Raw genomic sequence first — 24,751 nt, 5'->3', positions numbered from 1 at the left:
GCACCCCCGACGCTCCGTACCCCGCCACACCACCACTCCTCGCTGCGCTCGTCGCGGCGGCGCGACGGTGCACTCCGCGCCGTCAGCGCGCACGGGCTCGGGCACAGGCACCTCGATAGCCTCTGCCGATCACCGCGATAGGCGATGCCTATGGACGGCTCCACGGACCCTCCCCGAGCCCTCTACACGCTGTCCCGCATCCGACCGCTTGCGGCACCGTTTTCGTCGCCCGCGTCCGCGCAGGTGGCGGAGTCCCGTAATCCGTCTCGATTCATCCCCGCCGATCCCTGTCCCGCAAGGGGGTCTGCGGGGGTTGCGGGACGACCTTACCGCTGTGCCGCCCGCGCCCGTGCCCGCGACCGTGCTCGGTGCCGTCACCGAGAAGGGGTAGCCACATCGCGGCTACCCCCTGCCCCGTGGACGTGACACCGCCCGTCCCGCAGGTGTCGGACGGTTGCGGGATTCTCGGGGCATGACCGCTCCCATCGCACAGCTCCTCGTCGCCGCCTCGCCTGCACCCGCGACCCTGCCCACGTCCGCGCCGTCGATCCGCCCCCGTCGGATCGGCTACGCGCGGGTCTCGACCGACCGCCAGGACGAGGCGTTGCAGCTCGACGCGCTCGGGGAGGCTGGCGTGGACGCGATCTACACCGACCACGGGGTGAGCGGGGCGACCACCTCGCGCCCGCGATTGGATGCCGCGCTCGCGGACCTGCACGCGGGGGATGTCCTGGTGGTGTACTCCCTGTCTCGGCTGGGGCGGTCGATGTCGCACCTGCTCGCGACGGTGGAGGCGCTCGATGAGCGCGGCGTCGGATTCCGTTCGCTCACTGAGGAAATCGACACGTCCAGCGCATCGGGCAGGCTCACGTTCAGGCTGTTCGCCGCCCTCGCGAGCTTCGAGCGTGAGCTGCTCAGCGAGCGCACCCGCGCGGGGATCGCCGCCGCCCGTGCCCGTGGCGCTGTGCCTGGACGACGCCCCGTCATCACGCCCGCGCAGCTCCGCCAAGCGCGGCTCCTCGTCGCGGGAGGGGAGAGGGTCGGGGATGTCGCCGCGTCGATGGGCGTGGGGCGGAGCACCCTATACAGGGCGCTGAGGGAGGCTGGGGAGGGGACCGTCTAACCCGCGAGGTCGCGGTCCGCGTCCAGCTCGCACTCGCGAGCATCGGCGAGGACGCGGTAGATCGTCCGACTGCTCACGGCGTAGCGCGCTTCGAGCACCTCGATGGGGTCGCCCGCCTGGTGATCACGGAGGAGCTGAGTCTGCTGCTCACGGGTCAGCGCGGGCGGACGCCCAGTGGGGAGTCCTCGTGCTCGACGAGATTCCCGAGCCGCTGCGCGGCGCTCCCGCTGCACTTCCCACTCGTACTCCGCCACGGCGGAGACCACGGACATCACCATCCGCCCTGCGGGCGTGGAGGAATCCACGCCGTCGCGGAGGCTGCGGACGGTGACGCCGCGCTGCGTGAGGTCGGTGATCAGGGCAGCGGAGGTGCGCACGTCGCGGGCGAGGCGGTCGAGCGCGACGATCACCAGCTCGTCGCCGTCCACGAGCACGTCGAGCACCTCCCTCAGCGCGAGGCGCTTGGGGGTACCGCTCCCGCTCGCGGTTTCGCTGTAGATGTAGTCGGCGTCCACGCCCGCCTGGACGAGGGCGTGGACCTGAGCTTCCACCGTCTGATTGTCGGTGGACACTCGCGCGTACCCGTAGGTGCTCATATCCCCAGCGTGGGGAAGGGGCAGGCGTGCAAGCCAGTGACGACACGCCCTCGCGCCAGCCCTGCCCCGTCCCGCCTCGCCCACGCATACTGGGATGAGCGCGGGCGGCGACCTCTCCTCCTCCCCTGAGCCTGCCCGCGCGGGTGCCCGCGAGCCCGCCCGTGTACGGCACCCACGAGATGAGCGCGCCGCCCCTCCCCGATCAGGGAGGGGCGGCGCAGCCGTTTGTGGAGGTGGTCGGGCTACCTGCGATCCTTGTTCGTCATCGCGGCAGCTTCCCATCAGGTCACATCGAGTTTGCTTTGGACCTGCCGTCGAAGACGACGAGCAGCGAGAGGAGCGCGATCAAGGCGGTTGCCACCCAGAGAACTCCAGCGAACACCCCGTCCACGTTGAACGCCCAGTACCCGACGGCGACCGCGAGCGCGGTGCCGAAGATTCCGAACGACGACTCGGTGTGTCGTGCTTCGTCGCCTGTCCACTGCGCGAGAACGCCGAGGACCCCGACGAGTGTCGCGATGATCCACGCCGCGTGCGCCCACCCCGAGGTTGCGAAGGCGGCGTAGAGGGGCAGCGCCGCGAAGATCGCCCAGGCGAGCGTCCACTTCGCGTAGTGCTTGACACCGCGTGAGGGCGAAGCAGGCTTGGGTACGTGGTCGCCGATATCAACTGTGAACGCCAGTGAATCAACGGTCGTAGTCGGCTGTTCGACTGACAGAAGCGCAGAGGGTTCGATCTGGGGGACAGCGCAGTCGTTGGTGGCGGCGTCCACTTCGACGTTCTCGGCTTCCCTCGCCTCGCGGGACCGCCGTTCGCGTTCGGCGAGTTCGAGCGCGCGCCGCGCCCTTGCTTGGCGCTCGCGCTCGACCAGTGCCAGCGCCTCGCGTGCTCTGCGTTCGCGGGCAGCTCGTAGTTGTTCAGAACGTTCCCGTTCCCGCGCCTCACGTTCCCGCTCCCGTGCCTCACGAGCCTTACGCTCCTTCTCCTCGCGCACGTCCTTGATCAGGCGCTCAGCGACGCGGTTCATGGGTTCCAACTCGCCCAGTGGGTCGAACTTGAACAGCGCCATGTCGACGGCATCGGCGTACTCGATAGCTGCGCGGGAGTAGCCGCCCGAGTTGAAGAACAGCAGCTTCTTGTGGAGGGCGTTACCACGCGCACCGAAGAGGTTCTGTAGGACGGGGCGACCTGACTGGTTCGATTCCCATTTCACCTGCGCGACTGCTCGCGATGCCTGCACGTCGATGCCGCCGTCGTTCGTCGCCTGAGTCACCCTCGCGTCGGGGAAGCCCAGCTCTTCACGCATCCTGCGCGCGGCGTTCTGCTCAGCCTGCGCAGGCGTCGTTATGTACTCCACGAGAGGACTCAAGCACACCGACCGAACCGTCCGATCACAGGCATACCGCCTGCGTGACGTTGCGATTTGAACGGGTCACCAGCGCACGGCGAACCTGCCCGACTTGTCCGACCCTGCGGCTACGGTATCGGGCGTGAGCGGGGTGGCACCGCTCGAAGAGGAGGCATCGGGATGGAAACGGGGTATCGGGCGATCCTGCGGCTCGACGACAGCACTAGCGCTGTTGGAGTTGCCGAGTCGGAGATCAGTTCGTGGTTACGCGGCAAGCGGAAGAACGGCATCGAGGTCAGCGAGTGGGACGGACCAGGGGAGTACCGTCTCGGCGAACGCGCGGACTTGTCCGTCGTGCACGGCGAAGAGGCGCTCGATGGAAGCCGCCGCCGCTTGTACCGATTCCGAGAGTCGAACGCTGGCGGTACCTGGACCGTCTCGGTGTACGCATTCGACGTTCCCGAAGCGCGATCAAACCGCCAGACGCTGGTCGTCGATGTGGCGACGGATGCCCCCGACGTGGACGGTGCGGTCTACAACACGGCACCTCCGACGCTGGTGCGGGACATCCTCTCTACCTATCCCGCGCGCGATGGTGCCACTCCGCTGACTGGCGAGCCGCAGTTCGTGCGCGGTGACGACGTGGACGAAGTGTTTGCGGCGATCACAGACGACACACGCACCGCGTCCGTCATCGTCGCGCCGACACCGTGGGAGAACGAGCTCGAATCCGACTGGCGCGAAATCGTGACCAGCCTGACCGTCGAGAGTGTCGGTGTGGCGTCCACCTACGTCCTCGATACCGAGGCGACCGAGGCGCTCGCCGCGCGGTTGCCGCAATCGCACGTCGTGTCGAAGGGCGTGATCCGCACCTTCTCCCCGCGCGTTGCGCTCGACGTGGAAGGCGACCGCCTTCGGCATCGGTGGCTCTTCCCCGACACCCTCGCCCGCGCGGTGAATTCGAAGAGCAAGAAGGTGTCTCGTGGGCTCGCGCGGCGGTTCGCGGAGTCAACCCGTTTGCGGTTCATAGAGCGCGAGCTGCCCACAGATGTGCGGCGCGGCATCGCGCTGCTCGAACGCGCGGAGACGACGGCGCACACTGCTCGACAGGTGGAACGTCACCGCGCCGAGGTCGACCTCGCGTTCGCGGCGGATTCAGCCACTGAGATCGTCCACTTCCGCCATGCCCTCGAAACTGAACCCCTTCGTATCCCGCTGGCGGTTCTGGTTGAGCGCTGGCTCGGACCCGACGTGGACGCGGATGCAGACGCTCTACGACGATTGGGAGCCGAGCTGGACGCTCGGGACGCTGAGATCGCGATCCTCAAAGAGCAGGCAGACAAGGCGGCGAACTCCCGCGAAGAGCTTCGCGACGATCTTGAGGCTGCGAAGAAGCTGGCTGATGACATGCAGTTACTGGCGACCATCGCTGAGGATGGTGAGAACAAGACTGCCAAGGAACTGGCGACCCTGCGGCAGAGGATGTTCGAGGATGGGAAGGGTGATCTGACGTTCGTTGCGCCCGAGGAGGATATCTGGGACGCGCCTGGTGACATCGAGAGTTTGATTGCGCTGATCGCGCCAGGGTCGAACCACCCTGTTCACAAGCGGGTGGTGTTCACGGGCGATGAGAGCAAGGCCCTGGATATCGACAGGGGTGGTCTAGGGCTGCGGTACGCCCACGCGTTCTGGGAGTACGTCCGAGTGCTCTACGACTACGCCGAGGGCAAGCTCTCAGGGAAGGTCAGCGTCGGTGTGCACGCGTACCTTTCGGCGGATCATTTGCCTGGTCACAAGTGCGCGCCCGTTCGCCACGCACCTGACGAAAGTGATACGACCAAGCGGAACTGGGGGCACGAACGCGAATTCGCTGTGCCGAAGGAGGTGCACCCCAAGGAGAAGATCCGCATGTATGCGCACTTCAAGCCGACGTGGGCGAACGCGTTCGCGCCGCGCATGCACTACCTCGACCACGTGGACGAGACTGGCATGGTGTACATCGGCTATATCGGGAAGCACCTGACCAACACGAAGACGTAGCAGGAGAGACGCAACAGAGCCCAGCTCCCGAACAAGGGAGCTGGGCTCTGTGCGTTGCCGTCAGATCAGCGGCACTCGAACTGCGTCCACATCAGCTTGTATGGCGCACCAGTCCGCCCCTGCGCCTTAGCCTTCGCCCAGGCGTTCTGAGTCGCCTGCTGCGGTCCGCCGCCGTAGCCGTCGATGATCGCGTTCCCGAACATGACCCTGCTGTGGTACTGGCAGGTCTCCGCGTTCGCCGCCCCCGCAGCGACCGTGCCGAGGCCCGCCAGGACCGCCGCGCCCGCGATCACGCTCGCCGACACCCTCTTGATCTTGCTCATGTCTGTGTCTCCTCCCGTAGCGGCGGACCCTCCCCAGGGTCGGGGACGTGACATCCTCCGCCGCCTCGATTGAAGCATTGGGGCGAAGATGGATGCCAGCGAGAATGGCAACGATCAGGTCTCGAAAAGTATTAAGACCTTTAATGAAACGGAGGTCAACAATGGTCCTCGACGCCTGTCGGTTGGAGTGGATCGACCCTTCTGTTAAAGGGTGTCAAGTTTGCCGCTATCGTCCGAGGCGACACCGTACGGGAAGGGGTGGGCAGTGGGCGAAGCGCCGCGTTCGCCACGCGAAGTGCCGATGCACCTCGCCCGCGCCAAACTGACCTACCTGGTGGAACAAGCCAGGTCAGCGCCCATACTGCTCACTCGGAACGGCAAGCCCATCGTCGCGCTCGTGCACCCCGAAGTCGTCGAGAACACCGAGTCGGTGCATCGCAGTGAGCGGTCTGCTGTCCGAGCCAACCTCCTCGCCGCGTTGGCGATTCTGGACGCCGAGAAATGACCGTGATGCTCATTTCTGAGCTGCGGAGTGAAGCGCGCGCCAAGCGGGGTGCAAGCGACACTCGGAATTGTCTCGGAGCGACACCTAATAACCACGGAATTGGAGTGTGAAGCGATGAGCAAGTCGGCGAGCACGGCGGGGATCGTCACCGCCGTCGGCGGCGCGGTGATGGTGGTGGGTTCGTTCCTGACATGGATGACCTTCACCGCTCGCGACAAGAGCGGCGAGGTGACCAGCATCCCAGGGGTCGGCGCGGGCGGTGACACAGGCGTGATCCAGCGGTTGTTCGACGTTCCCTCTCCTGGCGTGTTTGTCGCCTTCCTCGGACTTGTCGCGCTGGTCGGAGCAGCCTTCCACTTCCGCCCGACGATGGTTCGTGCGGTTTCGAGTGTCCCGCTCGGGCCCATCCTCGGTGGCGGCGCGGGCGTCGTAGCGCTACTCACCTGTACGTACTACGGATTCGCGTTCTTCAATGGGCCGTGGTGGAACTTCCGCGATTCGAGCACGGACTACAAGGTCTCGCTCGGGATCGGATTCTGGCTCGTCACAGCAGCTTCCATCGCGTGCTTCGCGGTCGCCGTGATTCCCGCGAAGCACTGGATCACGCACCGAGGGCAGGCTTCGCCGCTTGTTGCTCAGCCGCAGGCTCCATTCGCTGCACCCCCGACACCCCAACAGCCGTCCGCTCCCGCACCGCAGCAGCCGAGTGCGCACACGCTGCCTCACGTCCAGTCGAACCCACAGCCGCCCGCGTCGAAGCCGTACCGCCCGTCCTGGCAGTCGCCCGCCACGCAGGCACCCGTGCCGCAGCAGGCGACGCCGCCCGCGCAGCCTGCAACATCGCCGAGTGCACCGACGCCGCAGCAGCCATCGTCGGGCGCACCGTCCAAGAAGCCGTACCGACCGAGTTACTGAGAAGGAGCACGATCATGACCGAACCCCGAGGGACCGTCCTCCCCGTCTACTTCGTCGCCGACGAGTCAGGCTCGATGGGGCCGCACATCCACGAGCTGAACGATGGATTGATCTCGCTGCTCGATGCGCTGCAAGCCGAGTCGTTCGCCGCCGCCAAGGTGCGGTTCTCGGTGATCGGCTTCGCCGACGACGCGCGGACCTACTTGGAACCTGCCGATCTGCGGTCGCTCCCGCAGATGCCCGTGTTGCAGCCGCGTGGGCTGACGAGCTATCAGTCCGCGTTCGACCAGGTGGGCTATCGCATCTCGGTCGACGTACCCGCGCTCAAGGCTGAGGGCTACCTCGTCAACCGCCCTGCCGTCTTCTTCCTCACCGACGGTCTGCCGAACCCGCACGAGGACTGGCGCGCTGCTCGCGACTACATGCTCGCCCAGCCCGCTGCCCCGAACGTGCTCGCGTTCGGCATCGGTGAGGCGGACCCTGCCATTGTCGCGGAGGTCGCGACCAAGCAGCAGTACGCGTTCATCGCGTCCAGGGGTGTGGACACGGGGGTCGCGATCTCCGAGTTCATCACCGCGCTCACGCAGTCCGTCATCAGCTCGGGCACGGCGCTGGCTTCGGGGCAGGGCGAGTTGCAGATGGAACAACCCGAAGGATTCTCTCTCGCAGTCGATCTGGTGTAGCCATGCGATTCAGGGGGAGTGACGATGTTGTTGTCGGTGAGCAGGTGACCGAGCCGCTGGACGCGGTGGACGTGGAGAGCGTCGCGAGGACCGCCGTGCGGGGGACCGTCTCGATTGCACCCGTGATCGTCGGTGATCCGTCGCCGTTCGTCGAGCCCAAGCCGACCGCTCAGCGGTTCCGCTCGGCTCCGTTCCGTCCTGACACGGTGATCGACGGGTGGAGCACGGAGCATGCGACGGTGCGCGCGGCGTCGCTGCGAGGACACCTCCACCGTTACAACGGCGCACCGCGCCAGGACGACGTAGCCGCCCATGTCCTGCCTTCGGGACGGGTAGTGGTCGCCGTCGCCGACGGAGTGTCATCGGCGGTCCACGCGCACGTGGGAGCGACGACGGCTGTTCGTGCAGCGGTTCAATGGGTGAGCGCGAATGCCGCCGAGATCGGTGACGCCGTGGACTGGGACGAGATGTTCAAGTCCGCCGCGTGGGCGGTGGTCGATCAGGCTCGCCTGATTCTCGACCTCGATGAGCCTGATGCCGACCAGGCGGAGCAACATCTGGCAACGACGCTCGTTGTCGCGGTCATCGACCCTGACGACGATGGGCTCATCGCCTCGGTCGCGGGAGTGGGCGACTCGGGAGCGTGGCTCCTGACCGCCGATGGGGAGTTCGTCCCGCTCATCGGTGGGAAGGCTGTAGGAGCGGATGGTCTCGCCTCCTCGGCGGTATCGGGGCTTCCTCGGCTCCCCGACGTGATCGTTACCAACGCGGGACCGCTCGGTCACGGCGATGTGCTGCTTCTGGGCACCGACGGGATCGGCGACCCGCTCGGCTCAGGCAATGGTGGTGTCGGCGAACTGTTCCGCCAGGTGCTACTTGGTGAGCAGCGTCCTTCGCTCATCGAGTTTGCGCACGTCGTCGACTTCTCCCGCGAGACCTTCGACGACGACCGTTCGCTGGTCGCGGTCTGGGTGAACGGACAGAACGATGCGTAGGTCCGCACTGGTTGCCGCCGTGGCGATGACCGTGCTCGCGATGAGCGGGTGCAGCACTGCGCAGCCCACGCCGTCGGAGCTGGCGAGCGCGAGCGCACAAGCGTCAGCGAATCAGGTTGACTTGCTCATGCCTCGGGCGCGCGCCAAGGCGGCGGAGGTCGCAGCGGAGGCGGAAGCGAAATGTGGTGCGAGCGCAGGCACAATCCGCATGCCCTGCGAATGGCTTGAGTATCCGACCGAGTGCCAGACGCCTCCCGTAGACACCGATCGTTGCGCGCGTGCGCTGATCCGTGATCGGTACATCAAGTGAAGCGCCTGCGCGGCATGAGCACGGCGGCGAAGCTGCTGCTCTCGCTCCTGACGACTGCGCTCGTGCTCGCGGTGCTGGTCGGTGGGGCAGCGGTCGGCGACGCGATCAGCGGGGAGCGGTGCCGCGCTGTTGCCGAGGGCACAGCGGTCGCGACTCGCTGTGAGTCTCGGACTGGTTGGACACGCTGGCTCACCCACGGTGGAGCGGCATCGGTCATCCTCATCGCACTGCTGGCGGGAATCCTCACGGCGACTGCGCTACTCGCGCGCAAGCCGACCAAGCGTCCGAAACCATCGCCTGCCCGTGCGGTTCCGTCTCAGCGTGTGCAGCCGAACCGACCCATGCGGCAGACACCTGCATCGCCTCGTCCGATACCGCCCGCTCCGATCAACCCCGCGCCATCTGGCGTACCCATCGACCCGTATAGCCCAGGCGGCATGACCTACGAGGAGGGACCGCGATGACATCGAACGCTGTCCCAGAGCAGGTCGCGAACCGCATCCAGCGGGCGGCGCTCGGTGCGCTCACTCGGATCAGCGCGGGCGGGCAGGGCATCGTGTACGAAGCGCCAGCCGTGCGCACGTCGGTCGCGCAGGCGATGGTCTACAAGGAGTACAAGCCAGCGGTCATCGCACAGCTCGACGAAGGTGCCCTCGCGGATATGCCCGCGTTCCTGTCTCGACTCCACTCCGTGCACGCTAAGGAGCTGATCGGCATGGCTGCGTGGAACTGCGCCGTCGTCGAGGACCAGGGGAAGATCGTGGGGTTCGTGATGCCCCGCATTCCGTCCGAGTTCTTCTGGCCGATGGACACCGCCAGGGGCACGTCGCTGCGCTTGGCGGAGGTTCAGCATCTGCTCAACGCCCCGTCGGTGCTGCACCAGCGCGGGCACGTCGTCACCGCCGAGCAGCGGTACGCCCTGCTTCGGTCCGTTGCATACAACCTCGGATTCTTCCACGACATCGGCGTGACCGTGGGTGACCTCTCGCCCAAGAACTTGCTGTTTTCCTTGCAGCCCAGCGGGGTCCGTACCTACTTCATCGACACCGACGCGATGGTGGTCCACGGGAAGACCGCTCTGCCGCAGCTCGAAACCCCGACGTGGGAGGTGCCACGCGGGGAGGAACTGGGCACCGTCGCATCCGACAGCTACAAGCTCGGGCTTCTCGCGCTACGCCTCCTCGTGGGCGACCAGGACGTGCGCGACCCGACACGACTACCCACCCACGTCCCGCCGCTCGTTCGCCAGGTGATCGCCGACGCGATCACCGCCTCGCCCTACCGCCGACCACCGCCCGCAGCGTGGGAGCGACCACTCTCGCAGGCGATCTCGCTTATGCGCGCACATTACGGATCAACACCAGGAGTATCGCGATGACCCATCCGCCCGAAGAGCCCCAGTCGAGCGGCCAGCCGCCACGCGGGGAATACTGCCCGTCCTACGGAGCGGGTGCGCAGCGTCCATCGCCAGCCGCCGCACAGAATCAGGTCGAGCGCGCCGAACGCAGGCGGGTCGAGGAGCCGTTCAGCAGCAAGGTCGAGGAGACACCGCACGGTGGCCGCCCGCAGCGTAAGCGGCTGTTCATCGCGGCGGCGCTCGTGGCGGTTCTCGCGCTCGTCGGGGGTATCGGCGGCTTGCTCTACTTCAATGTCCAGGCAGAGGCGACCGATGTTGCGGCGAGGTCGTCCGCTGCTGCCGCCAGTTCGTCCGCAGCGGCGGCGTCATCGTCGGCTGCGGCGTCTGCGCTGAGGGATCGAGCCCGAGCTGCGGCTCCTTCGCAGATTGCCGAAGCCGCGCGGGAGAAGAGTAAGTGCGATTCCGAGCGCAGTGGCTACTTCGGTGAGACGCAGGTGGCTCTTTGCAAGCTGTCCGTATTCGAGAAGTACGGAATGTGCGACCAGAGCGAGTCTCCTGAGCTGACCGTGGACGACTGTGTGGAGTGGCTCATCGGGCAGGGAAAGGTGAAGTAGAAATGGGGAATCGGCGACGGAACCTTCTCCCCATCGCGGTCCTCATCGGGTCCGCAGCTCTCGCAGGCTGCTCGACCACCATCGCTGGAACCGCCGTGCCCGTGGGCGCTGGCGGTAGTACGTCTTCCAGTGGGATGGAATCGGTGAAGTGCGCTCCCGCCGACCCCGTTTCGATGGGGAAGATCGTCTGCGATACCCCATCCCTCAGCGGCACGAAGCAGGGCTCTGTCGTCCTCACCGAGGGCACCGCTCTGCGGTTCGTCAACGGTGGCGGTCGCGAGATCGGAAAGAGCGTCCCTGTGCGGGGCACAGACAGGATCTGTGCGCTGTCGTTCTTCATGCGCGACGACAACGGCAACGTGTATGCCGCGTCGGGAAGTCACTGCGCCCCTGATGAGCTAATGGATTGGGTGAGCGACGCCTCTGATGCGACACCAACGAGTTCGGGAGTGCAGCCCATCAGGGGCTCGGACACGGTGACCACCACCGACGGCATCCCCGTGGGAAAGATCGTTGCCTTCCTTCGAACAACGAATGCCAAGGTTCTCAATATGTACTCCATTCCCGTGATCAAGCTGTCGCCCGAGTTGGCGAAGTCCGCACACGCCACGGTGACACGCATCGGTCCTGTGCGCGCGTACACCGAGGGCGAGTACCTCGGCCCCTCCTCGAAGGGGAAGTACGTGAAGGTCGAAGTGCAATCCCCCGTCTCCAAGGAAACCCCTGACGGGGAGGGGGCGTACACCGTGAGACCCCCTGCGGGCTACGGCATCGGTGCACCAGGCGACATCGGTGCGCCGCTCTTGCAGAACGGGGCGCTTACCGCAGTGGTGACCGACGAGTTTGGTGTGGACTCGATATTCGACATACGCAAGTCCTTGGGGCAGGTGCCTGACGCTCCTGGGCTCAAGATTTCAAGCCTCAAGTAGTGCCGACTGGGAGATGTGACACTCTCTGTCGTGACACCAGATGTGACACGCCGCGAGCTGCGCCGACCGCCGATCCGAATCGGACATCCGCGCGGGTCCGTGATCTGTAGATGTGAGATGGCTGCCGCAGCCACGACCCACGACTTAGATACAAGGCAACAAGTAGACTTGCATACTAGGCAACAAGGAGACTTGCATACTAGGTAACAAGTTGATATGTTCTTCGTGTTGGCGGAACACGAGATCAAAGGGGCAGGACATGAGCAACAACGAAATCCTCACCATCCGACTTGGCTACCGCAAGGCGGGCGAGACGCGTGTCGGCTGGGTGCCGAACATGACCGACGATGAAATCTGGGCAGCAGGCAGCGCGTGGTGGGTTCTGAAGGCTAGCCGTGCTGTCGAGTGTGAGACGTTGCTCATCCTCGATCCTGAGTGCGTGGTGATCGCGGTCGCTGATGTGCTCGGCGTTCGCAAGGAGTTCAAGGCTGCCAGTCGATTCGAGATTCTGGGTGACAGGTACGAGGATCACGAGTACCTCGGAAAGGTTGTCGCTCGGGGGAAGTCTCAGAATCCAGTCGCGTACGTGACACCTGACCAGATCGCCTGATCGCAAATCGGGGAGGCACCCGCCCTAATGGGCGGGTGCTTCTGCTGTTCCGCTACCGAGTGCTCGCATCCTCCGCGCGGTGCTCCGCCAGGACGCGGAACACCGTGCTCCTGCTCACCCCGAACAAGGTCACCAGCGCGGACGCAGGCTCGCCCGTCGCACGGAGCCGCACGAGCTGCTGCTGTTCGGTCGCGGACAGCTTCGGCGGTCGGGTCGCGGGCAGCCCCCGCGCTCGGCGGGCATCACGGGACGCCGCGCGGCGCTCTCGCCCGAGTTCGAGTTCCAGCTCGGCGATGGACGCGAGCACGCTCGCGATCATCCGTCCCGCCGCCGTGGACGTGTCGATCCCCTCTCGCAAGCTCCGCAGTGTGATGCCCCTGGCGCTCAGCTCCGCGATGGTCGAGGACACCTCTGCTACCGACCGCCCCAACCTGTCGATACCTACGACCACGATCACGTCGCCCGCGCGGGCGTAGTCCAGCATCGCTTGCAGCCCTGGGCGTTCCGTCCCCGCTTTCCCGCTGAGGCGATCCCCGAACATGCGCTCCTTCGGCACGCCGTACTCGATCAGCGCGTCCTCCTGCTGATCGAGGTGCTGACTGGTCGTGCTCACGCGCATGTAGCCGAGGAGGTGCGGGGTGGCGGCGGTGTCAGTTCCCATGTGTCCCAGTGTGAGACGGGGCGGGGACAGGTGCGGGCGACGCTGTGTCACGTCCCGTGGTCCGCGCGGCTACGTCCCGCTGTTCCGTTTGTTGGCGAATCCGCCGCCGTGCCCGTAGCCCGCGAGCTTGCAGCACGCCGATCCAAATCGAACCAGCGGTGAACGCCACGCCTACCAGGACGTAGACGGGTCCTGCGATGCGGTTGTGTGACTTCTGCTGATCGAGCGTGCGGTACTTCCCGTCGGGCGGGTTCGAGCGCCCGTTGTCGATCACCTTCTCATCCAGCATCTTCCGCCCGAGTTCGCACACGTCCGATGCCGTCATCGTCTTGAGGTCACACGTCGCGGGCTCTTGAATCGTGACGATGCCGAGCCAGATGGCGAACACGCCCATGATCAGGCAGATGGGCGTCGCGATGAGCAGCTTCACCGACAGGTCTGGTGATTCGCCTGACGAGTGCTTGCCCATGTCGGAATCGTAGATGGACATCGCCGCCGCTCGTCCTCGTGGAGGGACGCCTGTGTGACGCCACGCGATCATCGCCGCTCGGACGCGGCTGCATCGACGGGTGTGGGGCAGGTCCACGTTGCACAGGGGGTTGGCGGATGCGCGACGGGCGAATACGGGCGACCTGCTCCTACGATTATGGTCATGCACCCCCTGGTCGCCCGACTCGATGCCGCACTCGCTGCGAACTATCCCGATCTGTACGAGGTGCTAGCGCCTGGCTCGCCCGAGGAAGACATCGACGAGTTGCAGCGCGAGTTCGGGATGACCCTCCCCGAGGCGTACCGCTCTTTCCTTGCGTGGCGCGGTCCGAACGCTCACGGGCAGTACCCGTGCTCGGGGTACATCATCGGGATCTACGAGCTGACCTCAGCGCGTAACGCGTTGGAGACGATGCAGATGTATCGCGACCTCCGCGAGGAGCCTGGTTGGATCGAAGCGGGCTGGTGGGGCGAGTTCTACCTTCCTCTGATGGCGCACGGTGGACCAGAGCTAATCGTCGATATGGCTGGCGAAGCCCTGCTCGACGATGGCGGGGGAGACGAGAGCCCTTACCCGAGCCAGTCGGGGCAGGTACTTGAGTTCAAGCACGACAACGAGATGCGCCCGATTCATGCGCCGAGCATCGAGGTCTGGTTGGAGGCGTTCGCGATCACCTGCGAGCGGAAGCTGTTCGGTGTCGAAGTGAACGACTACGGGTCGGGGCAGATCGTCGGGCTGACCGACGAGAATGACGCTTTCGAGGAAGTGCTCAGGGAACTCGCGCCTGGTTTCCCCTCTGACACGACTGTGCTGCACTTTCCGAGCTACTTCTACTTGTAGAGCTGTCGCTGGGGACCTCACCTGCGCGTATCGAGTCCCCGCGATAGGTCATCGAGCCACGCCGAGGCGCTGTCTGCGCCCCTGATCGTGAGGGTGCCATCGGGTGTCCGCCACAGGTCGCCGATGTGGACGGTCACACCAAGCTGCTCCGCCTGCTCGATCACTTCGCGTTCGTCGTCTGCCCAGTCCATTTGGTGATCACCTCCGCCTTCCATGCTCGGTGAGAGAGATCGTCGTGCACCAGCGACGGCGCGTACGGTCAGCGCCCGCCCTTGTGCGGAACAGGGACACCCGCGCGTCGTAGGGCGGCGGCTGCGTTCCTCAGCGACCGCCAGTCTGAGGGTGTGGCTGGCATCGTGATCGGGGGCGCATCCACGTCGGGCGGTGGCATCAGTCGCGGGTGGATGCGACGTGCTCGATGTTGGACGGTCCAGCCGTGTTCCTGTGCGAGGCGGATCAATTCGCGTGGGTTCATGCTGTCCAGCGTGCCGCGATATGCCGATCGGTTCGTGCTTCCAACTGCACCGATGCGTCACGTCCCGTGGACGATCTGGCTCGCTTCGCCGCGTGAGTCAACACGCCAGCGGTATCCCTTCTGGTCTGTGTAGGTCACGGCGACGAGCGCGGGCGAGTCGGACGCCGTACCGATAGAAAAGGCGATGGACTCGGCGGGCTCCACCACCAGATGTGAGGGGATCGGTTGCTGATGAGCGAAGTTCGCATCGTCGGGCATAGGGAGTGGCATGTACCCCGTGACCTCGAATCGGGTGTCAGGTTCCTGACCGTCCTGGGCGAAGCTGACGACCTCGATGTCGAAGATGGGAACGTCCCTGCGGTTCGTCACGGTGATCATTGGCTCGGTACGGTCTCCTCCGAACGTTCGCATCGTCGTGACTTGCTCCCATCCGACGCGCACAAGCGCCGCTTCGCGTTTCAAGGTCGCATCGCGCTCCGTGTTCTCCGCGTCGCGTTGCTCGGCTGCGATGCGGCGGTCGGTAGTAGCGATGCCGAGGGCGACAGCGGCAGCGACGAGCGCGCCAATCGCTCCGAGCCACTGGCCGTAGCCCGCGTACCAATCGGACTTAATGCCCGCACGTGCGGCGATGGGAGTCGCAATGGTGAGCACGAGGATCGCACCGACCGTTCCGAACAGTGCCCATCGCCAAACCCGCTTGCTACTCATGTGCTGATCGTAGAGATGCAGGCTGACAAGTTTGGAGACCGTCGCACCGAGGTCGCTCGACCTGGTGTCTGCGCGTCTGACACTCGCGGTAGGTTCTCTCCTGTCTAAGAAATACGACAAGTTAGGACACCGCTGTGAGCACTCCGAACCCGCCGCAAGGCTGGCACCCCGACCCCGCAGGATCAGGTCGGCTTCGCTGGTGGGACGGGACGGAGTGGACCGAGAAGTTCATGGATGCGTCGAGCGGTGGGGGCGCTAGCCCCGAGCCGAGTCCCAACAACAGCGGCAAGAAGATGAGCACCAAGAAGAAGGTGCTCATCGGCGCAGCGGCAGCGTTTGCCGTGTTCATCGTCCTGGGCTTGATCGGCAGCACCATCGAGGACAAGCCGAAGGATGTAGCGGCGACCGCCGCGCCAGCGCCTTCGACGACCACGGCGACTTCCACGACGGGCACGAGTGCGAAACCTGCTGCCTCATCGCCGAAGCCGTCTGCGAGCACTACCTCGTCGACGAAGCCGTCGTCCGCAGTTAGCAGCGCAGCGCCTGCGGGGTTTCCGGAGTCCTGTTCTGTGACCCCCGCTGGTGAGTTCGGTCTGACTGGTGTCGAGGTCACCCGCGCGGCGGGTCACCCCGACGGCGCGAAGAGCGTCCGCTGGACGACCAATTCGGCGATACCGAAGACGGGGAAGGTGTCGTTCACGCTCACGAGCGGGAGCGTCATGCGGGGTGTCAGCTACCTCGACGGGCGGCTGATCGCGAACTACATCTTCCGCATGAAGGAAGCGAAGCAGGAGAACATCACGATCCCGCCAGGTCTGGTGGGGAATGAGCTGTCTGTGTTCATCCCCGCTGCGGACGCCAAGAACCTCGGAACCTCGTGGGTCGCTGACCTTGAAATCGACGCACGTTCGACAGGGGAGTGCAAGCCGTAGCGAGCGCGAACTACGAGTTCCGCTCGGTCACTTCGTCGAAGGTCCACCCGAGATCGCGGAGGTGGAATCGCCCGTCGGTGTCGGGCGCGAGCGGTGTGTCCTCGTCCAGCTCGACGTGGTGGACGACTGCGGTGTCTCCGTCCCACGACAGGGTGTGCCCGCCCTCGGTCGTCGCGATGACCCGTTCCAGGGTCGCGCGATCCACGATTGGAGCTGCCCAGCCGTTCCACGGTTCGTCGAATCCGAAGCAGAAGTACAGGTCCGTGGTGTCGTACCAGCCATCCATCGAGAAGCGATGCGGCGGAGCGCCATCGGGGAACACGCGCTCGAATGGCAGCCCGAGTTCGAGCGTGTAGCGGTTCTCGGGGTACGCACCGACCCGCTCGAAGTCGTCGCCGATCACGGCGGTGTCCTCGTCCCACTCCAAGCGGAGCCCGAGCGCGGAGCACACGGCGGCGAGGGTGTCAGCGGTCACGATGGGGACCGCCCAGCCCTCCCACGGATCGGTGAACTCGATGGCTTGCCAGACCTGGTTCGAGCCCGAGACGGTGAACTGCGTGCTGCTCATGGCTCCCAGGGTAGGGGTACGCGCTGACACACGTAGGCGCACTTACGCGGGAAGTGTCACGTCCTGAGCCCGCCCAACGATGTGAGTGCGCCGCCTAATTGACGAGCGCCATCCGTTGGTTTAGAAAGCCGAAAAAGCGTTCCGCAATCTGGTTTGCGTTCTGCGGCTTATACATCTCGCGCACCGCACGGTGTCTTAATTTTTGATCGCGTACAGAGTGGAGTGAGGCAGCCGTGTACGTAGTTGCAGCGCCTGTCCCTTCGTCAGTGAGGCAGTGGACCTCGAATTCTACGCGCGGAGCGTGTAGATAGCCTTCGAGAAGAAGTTGCATTACGTTCGCTTCATACAGCGGTTGATACACGCGATCTGAGCGCAGACTAGTCTTCAGCGCCATCGCCAAAATCAATTCACCAGGTTCGACAACACCTGCCAACTTTTTGTGTGCATTGGTTAGCTTGGACTGGGCTTCCCGCCCCAGGTCGGTGATAGGCGTGCTCCACATCGGATCAGAGCGCAGTCCCTCTGGCAAAACCACAACTGCAACGTCGGGCGTCGACGTTGGCATGGAGAGCCCCGAGCTACCCAGGTCGGAGCGGAGGGCGTCGATGACCTTCGTTGCCTTCGGCGTGAGCAAGCGAACCCAGTCGTAGCGGCGGGGGAGATTGACTACTGCAACCTGGCGGGTGATCTTCTGGTCGATTGTTGGACGTGTGTATCTGGGCGCACGCGGCCATGGAGCGCCCGCCATGTACGCATTCCAGCGAGCTGCGGCGTTCCAAAGGATTGCGCTTGTCAAGGTCTCGTAGACGTCGCCTGTGACTTTTGAAATCGCGTTGGTGGATACTGAGTAGTGGTCACCAAACCGACGCCGCCCCTCGTCGTTTGCGTTCTCGATGACCTGTTTTACAACTGCGTCAAATGGCATACTGTTTAGCCCTGAGCCAACCCAGCCTGGTACTCCCCCGGAAAATGTATACGCTAGCATATTTGTCTGATTTAGATTAAACTTCGTCCGTCGACCAGGGACAGGGTTGTCTCGCCTGTCGGCAATGCATTGATCGGACTCGTCTAGAGCATCCGTAACCTGCGGGTCGAACCGAAATGGCATTATAATTCCTCCGCGTCGCGCACTAAGGACGACAGGCGGATGCCGAGCGCATCAGCTATGCGCCTCTGTGTCGCCAGGGTTGGGTTGCGTCTGCCGCGCTCAAGGCTGCTGACGTACGTGCGGTCTAGCCCTGCGACCGCCGCGAGGCCCTCCTGCGAGAGCCCTGCCTGGACGCGAGATCGACGTACCACGAGCCCGAAGGCGATTGTTAGGTCATCGGGCTGCACGAGCCGACCGTAGTTCGATGCGGTCCATGAGACCACGGACTATAAGTCACATCATTCGAGGTCAAGCGACGCGATACGACGACTATTAGTCACATTCGCCGGTGGGTCGACGAGGCTGTCGTACGGGTGCGCTACTGTTCAGGCGTTCCGTAGCGCTAGACAGGGGTAGCAGATGACCAAACGAACCGCCGTCTCGTTGTTTTCAGGCTGCGGAGGTTTCTGCGACGGCGTTCGCCAAGCAGGGTTCGAGGTGCTGGCGGCGGTCGAGCTTGACCGATTCGCGAGCGAGACGTACCGAGCAAACTTCCCAGAGGTTCCGTTGTATGAAGGTGACGTGCATCACTTTCTGGATGAGGACAGCGCTGAGTGGAGCGCTACGGACGGTGAGCGGTTTGAGCGCTTGAAGGCGACTCAGATTGATCTGCTTTTTGGTGGTCCCCCGTGCCAAGGTTACAGTCAGATCGGCACACGAATCCTCGACGATCCAAGAAATGAACTGTATCTTCAGTACATTCGACTCCTGAAGATGCTTCGTCCCAAGGTCTTTCTTATGGAAAACGTACCCAATATGCTGCTGATTGGGAAGGGGAGATTCAAGCGCGAGGTCCTGGAAGCGCTCGCCGATGCTGGCTACAGAAATTCAGGAGTACAGGTCGTCTCTTCTGACGATTACGGAGTTCCGCAGGTGCGTCGTCGCGCGATCTTTTTCGGTGTGAGAGATGACATTGACCCTGATGAGTCGGCTGAAGAACTATTAGCGAAGTTCCTTGTGGAGGAGAAGCGGGCAGCCCCGACGGCGTGGGATGCAATCAGCGACTTGCCAGAGGCAACCGCGATTCACTACGAACCACTGCCGTATCCACGTAGTCGCCGAAAGTCGGAGTTCTTAGACGAGATGCGGCTAGATCGAAACGGTTCTTGGTACTCAGCGTCCAGCAAGAAGGAGCGCAGCCGTACGGCCTACGCGAAGCTGCACAACCATCACACTAAGGAGATTCAGGCTCGGCGTAAGGCGCTCATCGCTTTGTTGAAGCCTGGCGCCAAGGGAGATAGTCTCCCCAAGAATGTGTGGAATGGGCTACGCCCGGAAAAATGGCGGCGCCTCCCAGTCGACCGCCCCGCTTACACGATTCTCGCGCAGATGCACCGTGACCTTTCGGAGTGGGTCCATCCGAAGTATGAGAGGTGGATCACTGTCCGAGAGGCTGCGCGATTGCAGTCATTCCACGATGGCTTTGTGTTTGAGACCAGCGAGTGGCAGATGCTCAAGCAGATCGGTAACGCTGTCCCCCCGCTGCTGGGTAGGGCTGTCGCCAGCGCAGCGATGTCGGTGCTTGATCGGATCGACGAAGCCCAGGAGAGCGGAAAACGACTCCCGAATTTGGTGTCTACGCAGGGTGAGCTTGATCTTGCGGATGACGCTAGTGCCTCCCGCAAGGGGCGAGTGGCATGAGTTCCTCGATTCGCGTGCACCACGCCGTAGGGAGATAGCAGTACGCGCTAGACGTATGCATCTTGGTCGGTCGCTGGTCTCGAAGTGGGACTGAGATGTCCAAGCCCAGAGTGTGTGGATTCATCCTGTCCGCGTGCGCTGTCTCACCCTGATGAGGTGCGCCGTGGGCGCTATCTGGAAACTGGTACGGCAAGGGTCGCTAAGCGTCTGGGAGGAGCATCGCCGCGAGCTGCTCGGGCGTGAGCCACGGAGCGCGGCGGTGGATCATTCTGTGGCAATTCGCGCAGAGAACGATCAGGTCGTCGAGGTCGTTGACCACCTCGTCGGTCACGTGCAGGGGAACGCGGTGATGCACCTCGGCGTAGCCCTCACCGTGCTCGCCGTAGACCTTGCCGAAGTCGAAGCTGCACACTTCGCAGAACACGCGCCCCTGGTGGGCAGCGCGGAACTGCGTGAGCTTGGTGTTGCGGAGTCCGCGATCCCGCTCGCGCACCGTGGTCAAGCGACGCAGCACCCTGCCCTCAGCGGCGGTCACGATCTCCGCTGCGCTCGCCGCGTCAGGGACAGAGGCGTCCTCGTCGCTTTCGGTGCCCAGCCCGAGCACCTCGTTGGCGAGGCGGTGCATGGTCTCGTAGTCGGCTGCGAACGCGGCTGCCATCGCACGGGTCGCGCGCCCGCCCTTCGTCGCGGACGCGTGGTAGTCGGGATGGGCTGAGCGGAGGTCTTCGAGCTTGCGGTGCACGCTCGATGGGCTGCGGAATTCGGGCGACAGCGCGAGATCAGGCTGCTGCTTGCGCAGGAATGCGGAGAGTGCCTGCACTTCGTCTGTGTGCGCTCTCGGGGATACCCAGTCACTGCTCGCGAGGAGGTCGCAGGCGAGCAGTAGTTCATCCCACGTCCAGTCGGCATCGCCCGTGACGGTGAACCCGAGCGAGCGCAGTTCATCCGCGACAGCGGCACCGCCCTGGAAATCAGAGGAGCTGACGCGCCGCCCCGTCACCAGGCGATGAGCGACTCCTGCGACCGCCTTCGAGTCGTACGCCTGACCGCCGTGGACGAGGAAATACTCCCGCGCCGCTTTGAACCCGTTATCGGCGAGGAACTGATCCCGCCCCTGCGCGTCACACTCGGCGATTGCAGTGAGCACGGCGTCGCGCGTGAGCTTGAGCTTCATGGATGGATGTGTATCAGAGGGCACCGACAAGGGACCGTGTTCGTGCGACGATCTGGATATGGGGGACACCACACTGCGCGACGATGACGATGCTGCGCCCGCCCTGCCCGCGTGGGTCGAGTCGATCTTCTCCGATGAGCGCGCCTACTGGACCGCCCTCCGCGACGGCGGCGCGATCACGGCCGAGGAGGGCTGGGAGATGGCGCAGCGGGAGTGGGGCGGAGGGGACGGACCTCGCACTTAAGGGGGAGCCAACCAGCGCGTTGGTGTGACCCGGCAAGGTTGCGGAGCATGACGCATATCAAAGTGGAGATCGACGGGCTCACTCTCGGCACTGTTGCCACCGTCCAGCAGGCTGATGCGGTGCGCCGAACGCTGGCAGCGGCGATGGGGAATCTATCGAGCCAAGTCCTAGTTCGGTTGGTGAACGTCGCGGCTAGGGGTGGGTACTCGCTTGTCGACCTGACCACACCGACTGTCGAGATCGTTGAGTACATGCGGCGTGACCTCGACAGGGCGAGGATGGGGATGGCGAACGACAGCAGCCCCACTTCTACGGGGGTGAAGGGCTACGTGCTCTGGGCGGAGGACGAGATCGAGAAGCAGGGCCAGTGATCGCCGTCGCGGGTGGGCACGGAATGGGCACACTTTCCAGAAAGCAGCCGTAATCAGAACACGCCAGCGACACTCATATATGCAGGTCAGGACGGGTGAAAGAGCGGTAACCAGGCGAATGGAAGGGGTTCAAGTCCCCCTTCGCCCACAACGAGCAGTTCTGAGAACTGCAGAACCCGAGGTCACGAACTCGACAGAGTTCGTGACCTCGGGTTTTTTCGTTCTGTCGGTGCCGTCCGTGGTCTGTTCCGGAGTTAACGGCCCCGTCGAGCGGGCGTCAGGAGATCGGCACCTCCTTGATCTTGGTGTCCTCCTTACCCGCTGTCGAGCAGTAGGCGACCGCTTCGGCGCGCAGCGCGGTCGCGGCACCCGCGGCCGGATCCTCGCCGTGCTTGTCCTTGTACATCTTCTGCACCTGCTCACTCTGATCCGCCTCGGACATCGCCAGGAAGTCCTTGCACGTGGTGTCGGCGCCCGCCTTCGCGCAGCCGCCGAGCATCAACGCCGCGACGAGCGCGCTCACGACGACGACGGATCGAGTCGCTTTCAGCATCCTCATTCCGGACCTCCGCTCACCGACGCCGGCCGGTGACCAGGCCCACGACGAACAGCAGCGCGCAGGCTCCCGCAAGGGCCGTGAGCAGCGTGAGGATCCATCCGGCGCCGGCGGTGGAGACGCCGAGGAACCGCAGAACGATGCCGCCGATGACGCCGCCGATGATCCCCACGACGATATTGAGGAGCAGGCCCTGCTGCGCATCGGTTCCCATGATCTTGCTCGCGAGCCATCCCGCGATGCCGCCGATGACGATCCAGGCGATCCAGCCGATCCCGCCGAATCCGAGGTTCGCTTCGACTACTGCTGACGAGAGTTGCATCTGTCTCCTTCTTTCCTGGGCATGCCTCGGGCGGGGCCGCTCAGAAGGAACGCGCACGTGGACCGGGATTCCCCGACGGTGCACGGGAGACGAGTCGACGGCGCGCGATCACGCCGATGGGTGGGGAACACCGATCGGGTGAGCGGTCGCACCGTGGTCTCAATGCGGAATGCACGCGGAACGATCGTCGTTCCGGTACGGCGGAACGATAACACGCGTGCTTCCGCGAGGACGGGATTCCGGCGGACGGCGGATCGCCGGGGATTCAGCCGGGAGCGACGGTCGCGGAGCCCTTCTCGACCACGCGTTCCGCGATCGTCGCCAAGGGCACGTTGCGGTCGCTGGACACGCGTGCGAGCAGTTCGAAGGCGCGCACCGCGTCGACGCCGAACCGTTCCATGAGCATTCCCTTGGCCTGCCCGATGAGGTCGCGGCTCGCCAGTGCGGAACGGAACTGCAGCGCGCGATCATTGGCGATGAGAGCCGTCGCGGCCTGCGTCGCCAGCATTCCGCCGACCGTTTCCGATTCGTCGGAGAAGGCATCGACCTTCTCCGAGAACAGATTCAACGCGCCCACCCGGGAATCGAAGGTGAACAGCCGGAACGAGAGCATGCTGAGAATTCCCGCTTCCACTGCTGCGGGGGCGAAGTCGGGCCACCTGTCATCGGCCCGTAGATCGGGCGCGCGGGTCGCGGGATTGGCGGTCGCGGCGTCCCAGCAGGGGCCCTGCCGGAATCGGTGCTGCAGCGCGTCGAGTCGCTCCGTCAGGTCCGAGGTGGGCGCGAGCGAGCCGTACTCCTCCGGCCCCTCGACGATCAGGATCGAGGCGCCCGCGACATCGGGGATCAACTCGACGCACGCGGACGTGACGCCCCTGAGCGTGTGATCGAGAGAGGTCGTCTGCGCGATGTTGCGCGACATCTCCGACATCGTCGACAGGAGGGAGTCCAGCCCCTCGTCACCCTCAACAGTCACGCGCGCTTCCTCCGCTACCGGCGGCGTCCGAGCAGCCGCCGGCACAAGCTAGCACGCAGGTGCAACCCATCCGCGCAGGCTTCGGCTCCGAATGACTGGTGACCCAGTTTTCGAGCAGGAGGCGCCGCACCGGATGGATACGACGACCCGCCCAGGCAGACCACCCCGGATGAGCCGGGACAAGATCGTCACGACGGCGATCGACATCCTCGCGCACGAGGGGTACGCGAAGCTCTCGATGCGGCGCCTCGCCGACCGGCTGGGCACCAGCCCCATGGGCATCTACTACTACTTCGAATCGAAGAACGAACTGCTCGGCTTCCTGTTCAGCCGGCACGACGGCGTGGCCGAGTTCCGGCGCGACACCCCGTCGGACGATCCGTACGAGCGCGTCGTGCAATCGTCGGAGACGGTGGTCCGGTTCCTCGAGGCCCGGCCGTGGGCGCTCGCCGGAATACTGGACGGCTACCTCGAGGTCGAGGAGTTCACGCGGAACCACCTCCGGGAGCTGGCCGACAGCGTGCGCGATCTCGGTTTCGACGAGGACGCCGCCGCCGAGACGATCCGCGGGATCTGGCGGATCGCGATCGGTGAGGCCGTGATCGGGTCGTCCCCGGGAAGTCCGCAGGCGCCCACTGCGTGGGCGGAGACGATCGAGAGTTACCTGGCGGGCAGGCTCAACCGGGTGCGAGCCCGGCGGCCGGCGGGCGAGTCGGCGCGGAGCGGCGCATGACCACCCCCGCGAATCCGTCGCGAGCCCCTCGCCCCGAGGGCTGGGAGATCTGGCACGACGACGCCTACGAGGTGGCCGCCGAGGTGGTGCGCGGTTTCGCCCGGGCGGTCCGCGATCCTCACGTCCCCTTCGGCGCGCGCGGGGTTCTGCCCGCCGATACCCCGGTGCCCGTCACGCTGCTCGCGGCGCCGATGTTCGATGCCGCTTCGGCGCTGGTCAGCCGCACGATCCCCCAGTGCAACCTGTCGCGGATCGTGCACGCCGCCCAACAGTTCAGGGTGGTCCGCCCGCTGCGGATCGGGCAGCGGCTCGCCGTCGGAGCGCGCCTCGCCTCGCACGTCGTCAAGGCGAACACCGACATCATCGTCATCGAGGTCACCGCCTACGCCGACGGCGTCCCGCACGTCGAGGCGGTGATCACGATCGCGCATTCCGCCGCCGCGGCGCCGGACGTGGATCTGGACGCGGTGGCGGACCGGATCATGCTCGCCGGGACCGGCCCGTCCGACAGCGACACCTACACGGCGGGAGGCACGCTCGCCTGATCCGGTGCCGGGGATCGTGC

General features: G+C 65.0%; 31 protein-coding genes and 1 pseudogene. 18 read left to right on the top strand and 14 right to left on the bottom strand.

What is annotated here, in order from left to right:
- Window positions 1–472: 472 nt before the first annotated feature.
- Entirely contained in the window at window positions 473–1,123 is a 651-nt protein-coding gene (locus ACNAYW_RS11635; protein ID WP_415849850.1) for a recombinase family protein, read from the top strand.
- Here the strand turns inward: ACNAYW_RS11635 and ACNAYW_RS11630 are convergent.
- Together ACNAYW_RS11630 and ACNAYW_RS11625 are read right to left on the bottom strand one after the other, a co-directional pair.
- Window positions 1,120–1,719 (bottom strand): recombinase family protein, encoded by a 600-nt coding sequence (locus ACNAYW_RS11630; protein WP_415849849.1) that lies wholly within the window; start codon window positions 1,717–1,719, stop codon window positions 1,120–1,122. The two genes, ACNAYW_RS11635 and ACNAYW_RS11630, sit on opposite strands and share 4 nt — an antisense overlap.
- A gap of 286 nt (window positions 1,720–2,005) precedes the next feature.
- On the bottom strand, window positions 2,006–3,076 hold the full coding sequence (locus ACNAYW_RS11625; RefSeq protein ID WP_415849848.1) for a restriction endonuclease: 1,071 nt from the start codon (window positions 3,074–3,076) through the stop codon (window positions 2,006–2,008).
- A gap of 171 nt (window positions 3,077–3,247) precedes the next feature.
- On the opposite strand from ACNAYW_RS11625, the gene ACNAYW_RS11620 reads away from it, so the two are divergent.
- Window positions 3,248–5,107: a coiled-coil domain-containing protein gene (locus ACNAYW_RS11620; RefSeq protein WP_415849847.1), complete on the top strand. Its 1,860-nt coding sequence runs from the start codon at window positions 3,248–3,250 to the stop codon at window positions 5,105–5,107.
- Window positions 5,108–5,172: 65 nt separating this feature from the next.
- On the opposite strand, the gene ACNAYW_RS11615 is transcribed toward ACNAYW_RS11620, so the two are convergent.
- A complete protein-coding gene (locus tag ACNAYW_RS11615) occupies window positions 5,173–5,430 on the bottom strand; it encodes a hypothetical protein (RefSeq protein WP_415849846.1) in 258 nt (85 codons plus the stop codon).
- A gap of 265 nt (window positions 5,431–5,695) precedes the next feature.
- On the opposite strand from ACNAYW_RS11615, the gene ACNAYW_RS11610 reads away from it, so the two are divergent.
- The 8 genes from ACNAYW_RS11610 (at window position 5,696) to ACNAYW_RS11575 (ending at window position 12,348) form a co-directional block, all read left to right on the top strand.
- Window positions 5,696–5,935: a type II toxin-antitoxin system prevent-host-death family antitoxin gene (locus ACNAYW_RS11610; RefSeq protein WP_415849845.1), complete on the top strand. Its 240-nt coding sequence runs from the start codon at window positions 5,696–5,698 to the stop codon at window positions 5,933–5,935.
- Window positions 5,936–6,049: 114 nt separating this feature from the next.
- Window positions 6,050–6,850 carry a hypothetical protein gene (locus ACNAYW_RS11605; RefSeq protein ID WP_415849844.1) on the top strand — a complete coding sequence of 267 codons (801 nt, stop codon included), beginning with the start codon at window positions 6,050–6,052 and terminating at the stop codon, window positions 6,848–6,850.
- A gap of 14 nt (window positions 6,851–6,864) precedes the next feature.
- On the top strand, window positions 6,865–7,533 hold the full coding sequence (locus ACNAYW_RS11600; protein ID WP_415849843.1) for a vWA domain-containing protein: 669 nt from the start codon (window positions 6,865–6,867) through the stop codon (window positions 7,531–7,533).
- A gap of 44 nt (window positions 7,534–7,577) precedes the next feature.
- On the top strand, window positions 7,578–8,528 hold the full coding sequence (locus ACNAYW_RS11595; RefSeq protein ID WP_415849842.1) for a protein phosphatase 2C domain-containing protein: 951 nt from the start codon (window positions 7,578–7,580) through the stop codon (window positions 8,526–8,528).
- Between the two features lie 770 nt (window positions 8,529–9,298).
- Entirely contained in the window at window positions 9,299–10,216 is a 918-nt protein-coding gene (locus ACNAYW_RS11590) for a hypothetical protein (RefSeq protein ID WP_415849841.1), read from the top strand.
- Window positions 10,213–10,809: a hypothetical protein gene (locus ACNAYW_RS11585; RefSeq protein ID WP_415849840.1), complete on the top strand. Its 597-nt coding sequence runs from the start codon at window positions 10,213–10,215 to the stop codon at window positions 10,807–10,809. The genes ACNAYW_RS11590 and ACNAYW_RS11585 overlap by 4 nt, the downstream gene beginning before the upstream one ends.
- Before the next feature lie 173 nt (window positions 10,810–10,982).
- Complete coding sequence (locus tag ACNAYW_RS11580) at window positions 10,983–11,738, top strand: hypothetical protein (protein ID WP_415849839.1); 756 nt, start codon at window positions 10,983–10,985, stop codon at window positions 11,736–11,738.
- A 259-nt stretch (window positions 11,739–11,997) separates the two neighbouring features.
- Window positions 11,998–12,348 carry a hypothetical protein gene (locus ACNAYW_RS11575; RefSeq protein ID WP_415849838.1) on the top strand — a complete coding sequence of 117 codons (351 nt, stop codon included), beginning with the start codon at window positions 11,998–12,000 and terminating at the stop codon, window positions 12,346–12,348.
- 52 nt (window positions 12,349–12,400) lie between these two features.
- On the opposite strand, the gene ACNAYW_RS11570 is transcribed toward ACNAYW_RS11575, so the two are convergent.
- Complete coding sequence (locus ACNAYW_RS11570) at window positions 12,401–13,009, bottom strand: recombinase family protein (protein WP_415849837.1); 609 nt, start codon at window positions 13,007–13,009, stop codon at window positions 12,401–12,403.
- Complete coding sequence (locus ACNAYW_RS11565; protein ID WP_415849836.1) at window positions 12,999–13,499, bottom strand: hypothetical protein; 501 nt, start codon at window positions 13,497–13,499, stop codon at window positions 12,999–13,001. The genes ACNAYW_RS11570 and ACNAYW_RS11565 overlap by 11 nt, the downstream gene beginning before the upstream one ends.
- 162 nt (window positions 13,500–13,661) lie before the next feature.
- Here ACNAYW_RS11565 and ACNAYW_RS11560 point away from each other — a divergent pair, with 162 nt between their 5' ends.
- Window positions 13,662–14,339 (top strand): SMI1/KNR4 family protein, encoded by a 678-nt coding sequence (locus ACNAYW_RS11560; protein ID WP_415849835.1) that lies wholly within the window; start codon window positions 13,662–13,664, stop codon window positions 14,337–14,339.
- A gap of 17 nt (window positions 14,340–14,356) precedes the next feature.
- Here ACNAYW_RS11560 and ACNAYW_RS11555 read toward each other — a convergent pair whose 3' ends face one another.
- Both ACNAYW_RS11555 and ACNAYW_RS11550 read right to left on the bottom strand, forming a co-directional pair.
- A complete protein-coding gene (locus ACNAYW_RS11555) occupies window positions 14,357–14,530 on the bottom strand; it encodes a hypothetical protein (protein WP_415849834.1) in 174 nt (57 codons plus the stop codon).
- A gap of 341 nt (window positions 14,531–14,871) precedes the next feature.
- On the bottom strand, window positions 14,872–15,522 hold the full coding sequence (locus ACNAYW_RS11550; protein ID WP_415849833.1) for a hypothetical protein: 651 nt from the start codon (window positions 15,520–15,522) through the stop codon (window positions 14,872–14,874).
- 134 nt (window positions 15,523–15,656) lie between these two features.
- On the opposite strand from ACNAYW_RS11550, the pseudogene ACNAYW_RS11545 reads away from it, so the two are divergent.
- Window positions 15,657–15,752: pseudogene (locus ACNAYW_RS11545) on the top strand (DUF2510 domain-containing protein); the annotation flags it as partial.
- 63 nt (window positions 15,753–15,815) lie between these two features.
- The gene (locus ACNAYW_RS11540) at window positions 15,816–16,454 is read left to right on the top strand and encodes a hypothetical protein (protein WP_415849863.1); all 639 of its coding nucleotides are present in this window, start codon (window positions 15,816–15,818) and stop codon (window positions 16,452–16,454) included.
- Between the two features lie 10 nt (window positions 16,455–16,464).
- Here the strand turns inward: ACNAYW_RS11540 and ACNAYW_RS11535 are convergent, their stop codons facing one another.
- From ACNAYW_RS11535 to ACNAYW_RS11525, 3 genes are all read right to left on the bottom strand, one after another.
- Window positions 16,465–17,022 (bottom strand): hypothetical protein, encoded by a 558-nt coding sequence (locus tag ACNAYW_RS11535; protein ID WP_415849832.1) that lies wholly within the window; start codon window positions 17,020–17,022, stop codon window positions 16,465–16,467.
- 94 nt (window positions 17,023–17,116) lie between these two features.
- Window positions 17,117–17,947 carry a Cfr10I/Bse634I family restriction endonuclease gene (locus ACNAYW_RS11530; RefSeq protein ID WP_415849831.1) on the bottom strand — a complete coding sequence of 277 codons (831 nt, stop codon included), beginning with the start codon at window positions 17,945–17,947 and terminating at the stop codon, window positions 17,117–17,119.
- Window positions 17,948–18,129: 182 nt separating this feature from the next.
- Window positions 18,130–18,321, bottom strand: a complete 192-nt coding sequence (locus tag ACNAYW_RS11525) for a helix-turn-helix domain-containing protein (RefSeq protein WP_415849862.1) — start codon at window positions 18,319–18,321, stop codon at window positions 18,130–18,132.
- 208 nt (window positions 18,322–18,529) lie between these two features.
- Between ACNAYW_RS11525 and ACNAYW_RS11520 the strand changes: the two genes are divergently transcribed.
- Window positions 18,530–19,810, top strand: coding sequence for a DNA cytosine methyltransferase (locus ACNAYW_RS11520; RefSeq protein ID WP_415849830.1), 1,281 nt, complete (start codon window positions 18,530–18,532; stop codon window positions 19,808–19,810).
- 199 nt (window positions 19,811–20,009) lie between these two features.
- On the opposite strand, the gene ACNAYW_RS11515 is transcribed toward ACNAYW_RS11520, so the two are convergent.
- Complete coding sequence (locus ACNAYW_RS11515; RefSeq protein WP_415849829.1) at window positions 20,010–20,984, bottom strand: HNH endonuclease; 975 nt, start codon at window positions 20,982–20,984, stop codon at window positions 20,010–20,012.
- A 58-nt stretch (window positions 20,985–21,042) separates the two neighbouring features.
- Here ACNAYW_RS11515 and ACNAYW_RS11510 point away from each other — a divergent pair, with 58 nt between their 5' ends.
- On the top strand, window positions 21,043–21,228 hold the full coding sequence (locus tag ACNAYW_RS11510) for a hypothetical protein (protein WP_415849828.1): 186 nt from the start codon (window positions 21,043–21,045) through the stop codon (window positions 21,226–21,228).
- Window positions 21,229–21,275: 47 nt separating this feature from the next.
- Complete coding sequence (locus tag ACNAYW_RS11505; protein ID WP_415849827.1) at window positions 21,276–21,599, top strand: hypothetical protein; 324 nt, start codon at window positions 21,276–21,278, stop codon at window positions 21,597–21,599.
- Window positions 21,600–21,876: 277 nt separating this feature from the next.
- Here the strand turns inward: ACNAYW_RS11505 and ACNAYW_RS11500 are convergent, their stop codons facing one another.
- The 3 genes from ACNAYW_RS11500 to ACNAYW_RS11490 all read right to left on the bottom strand — a co-directional run bounded on the left by ACNAYW_RS11500 (window position 21,877) and on the right by ACNAYW_RS11490 (window position 23,453).
- A complete protein-coding gene (locus ACNAYW_RS11500; RefSeq protein ID WP_415849826.1) occupies window positions 21,877–22,158 on the bottom strand; it encodes a hypothetical protein in 282 nt (93 codons plus the stop codon).
- 13 nt (window positions 22,159–22,171) lie between these two features.
- The gene (locus ACNAYW_RS11495) at window positions 22,172–22,477 is read right to left on the bottom strand and encodes a GlsB/YeaQ/YmgE family stress response membrane protein (RefSeq protein WP_415849825.1); all 306 of its coding nucleotides are present in this window, start codon (window positions 22,475–22,477) and stop codon (window positions 22,172–22,174) included.
- A 265-nt stretch (window positions 22,478–22,742) separates the two neighbouring features.
- Window positions 22,743–23,453 (bottom strand): GAF and ANTAR domain-containing protein, encoded by a 711-nt coding sequence (locus tag ACNAYW_RS11490; protein WP_415849824.1) that lies wholly within the window; start codon window positions 23,451–23,453, stop codon window positions 22,743–22,745.
- A 169-nt stretch (window positions 23,454–23,622) separates the two neighbouring features.
- Here ACNAYW_RS11490 and ACNAYW_RS11485 point away from each other — a divergent pair, with 169 nt between their 5' ends.
- Together ACNAYW_RS11485 and ACNAYW_RS11480 are read left to right on the top strand one after the other, a co-directional pair.
- Window positions 23,623–24,186 carry a TetR/AcrR family transcriptional regulator gene (locus tag ACNAYW_RS11485; protein WP_415849823.1) on the top strand — a complete coding sequence of 188 codons (564 nt, stop codon included), beginning with the start codon at window positions 23,623–23,625 and terminating at the stop codon, window positions 24,184–24,186.
- The gene (locus ACNAYW_RS11480) at window positions 24,183–24,731 is read left to right on the top strand and encodes an FAS1-like dehydratase domain-containing protein (protein WP_415849822.1); all 549 of its coding nucleotides are present in this window, start codon (window positions 24,183–24,185) and stop codon (window positions 24,729–24,731) included. The genes ACNAYW_RS11485 and ACNAYW_RS11480 overlap by 4 nt, the downstream gene beginning before the upstream one ends.
- Window positions 24,732–24,751 lie beyond the last annotated feature (20 nt).

The sequence above is a fragment of the Tsukamurella ocularis genome, assembly GCF_965138335.1.
Taxonomy (GTDB): domain Bacteria; phylum Actinomycetota; class Actinomycetes; order Mycobacteriales; family Mycobacteriaceae; genus Tsukamurella; species Tsukamurella ocularis_A.
Note: the sequence above shows the minus strand (reverse complement) of the source record. Positions and strands in the feature narration are given on the sequence as shown.

Bases quoted from the DNA above. Each gene is read 5' to 3' on its own strand.
- ACNAYW_RS11635 (WP_415849850.1), top strand. From the start codon at position 473: ATGACCGCTCCCATCGCACAGCTCCTCGTCGCCGCCTCGCCTGCACCC.
- ACNAYW_RS11630 (WP_415849849.1), bottom strand. From the start codon at position 1,719: ATGAGCACCTACGGGTACGCGCGAGTGTCCACCGACAATCAGACGGTG.
- ACNAYW_RS11620 (WP_415849847.1), top strand. From the start codon at position 3,248: ATGGAAACGGGGTATCGGGCGATCCTGCGGCTCGACGACAGCACTAGC.
- ACNAYW_RS11615 (WP_415849846.1), bottom strand. From the start codon at position 5,430: ATGAGCAAGATCAAGAGGGTGTCGGCGAGCGTGATCGCGGGCGCGGCG.
- ACNAYW_RS11605 (WP_415849844.1), top strand. From the start codon at position 6,050: ATGAGCAAGTCGGCGAGCACGGCGGGGATCGTCACCGCCGTCGGCGGC.
- ACNAYW_RS11600 (WP_415849843.1), top strand. From the start codon at position 6,865: ATGACCGAACCCCGAGGGACCGTCCTCCCCGTCTACTTCGTCGCCGAC.
- ACNAYW_RS11590 (WP_415849841.1), top strand. From the start codon at position 9,299: ATGACATCGAACGCTGTCCCAGAGCAGGTCGCGAACCGCATCCAGCGG.
- ACNAYW_RS11585 (WP_415849840.1), top strand. From the start codon at position 10,213: ATGACCCATCCGCCCGAAGAGCCCCAGTCGAGCGGCCAGCCGCCACGC.
- ACNAYW_RS11580 (WP_415849839.1), top strand. From the start codon at position 10,983: ATGGGGAAGATCGTCTGCGATACCCCATCCCTCAGCGGCACGAAGCAG.
- ACNAYW_RS11575 (WP_415849838.1), top strand. From the start codon at position 11,998: ATGAGCAACAACGAAATCCTCACCATCCGACTTGGCTACCGCAAGGCG.
- ACNAYW_RS11570 (WP_415849837.1), bottom strand. From the start codon at position 13,009: ATGGGAACTGACACCGCCGCCACCCCGCACCTCCTCGGCTACATGCGC.
- ACNAYW_RS11565 (WP_415849836.1), bottom strand. From the start codon at position 13,499: ATGTCCATCTACGATTCCGACATGGGCAAGCACTCGTCAGGCGAATCA.
- ACNAYW_RS11560 (WP_415849835.1), top strand. From the start codon at position 13,662: ATGCACCCCCTGGTCGCCCGACTCGATGCCGCACTCGCTGCGAACTAT.
- ACNAYW_RS11555 (WP_415849834.1), bottom strand. From the start codon at position 14,530: ATGGACTGGGCAGACGACGAACGCGAAGTGATCGAGCAGGCGGAGCAG.
- ACNAYW_RS11550 (WP_415849833.1), bottom strand. From the start codon at position 15,522: ATGAGTAGCAAGCGGGTTTGGCGATGGGCACTGTTCGGAACGGTCGGT.
- ACNAYW_RS11540 (WP_415849863.1), top strand. From the start codon at position 15,816: ATGAGCACCAAGAAGAAGGTGCTCATCGGCGCAGCGGCAGCGTTTGCC.
- ACNAYW_RS11535 (WP_415849832.1), bottom strand. From the start codon at position 17,022: ATGAGCAGCACGCAGTTCACCGTCTCGGGCTCGAACCAGGTCTGGCAA.
- ACNAYW_RS11530 (WP_415849831.1), bottom strand. From the start codon at position 17,947: ATGCCATTTGACGCAGTTGTAAAACAGGTCATCGAGAACGCAAACGAC.
- ACNAYW_RS11520 (WP_415849830.1), top strand. From the start codon at position 18,530: ATGACCAAACGAACCGCCGTCTCGTTGTTTTCAGGCTGCGGAGGTTTC.
- ACNAYW_RS11515 (WP_415849829.1), bottom strand. From the start codon at position 20,984: ATGAAGCTCAAGCTCACGCGCGACGCCGTGCTCACTGCAATCGCCGAG.
- ACNAYW_RS11510 (WP_415849828.1), top strand. From the start codon at position 21,043: ATGGGGGACACCACACTGCGCGACGATGACGATGCTGCGCCCGCCCTG.
- ACNAYW_RS11505 (WP_415849827.1), top strand. From the start codon at position 21,276: ATGACGCATATCAAAGTGGAGATCGACGGGCTCACTCTCGGCACTGTT.
- ACNAYW_RS11500 (WP_415849826.1), bottom strand. From the start codon at position 22,158: ATGAGGATGCTGAAAGCGACTCGATCCGTCGTCGTCGTGAGCGCGCTC.
- ACNAYW_RS11495 (WP_415849825.1), bottom strand. From the start codon at position 22,477: ATGCAACTCTCGTCAGCAGTAGTCGAAGCGAACCTCGGATTCGGCGGG.
- ACNAYW_RS11485 (WP_415849823.1), top strand. From the start codon at position 23,623: ATGAGCCGGGACAAGATCGTCACGACGGCGATCGACATCCTCGCGCAC.
- ACNAYW_RS11480 (WP_415849822.1), top strand. From the start codon at position 24,183: ATGACCACCCCCGCGAATCCGTCGCGAGCCCCTCGCCCCGAGGGCTGG.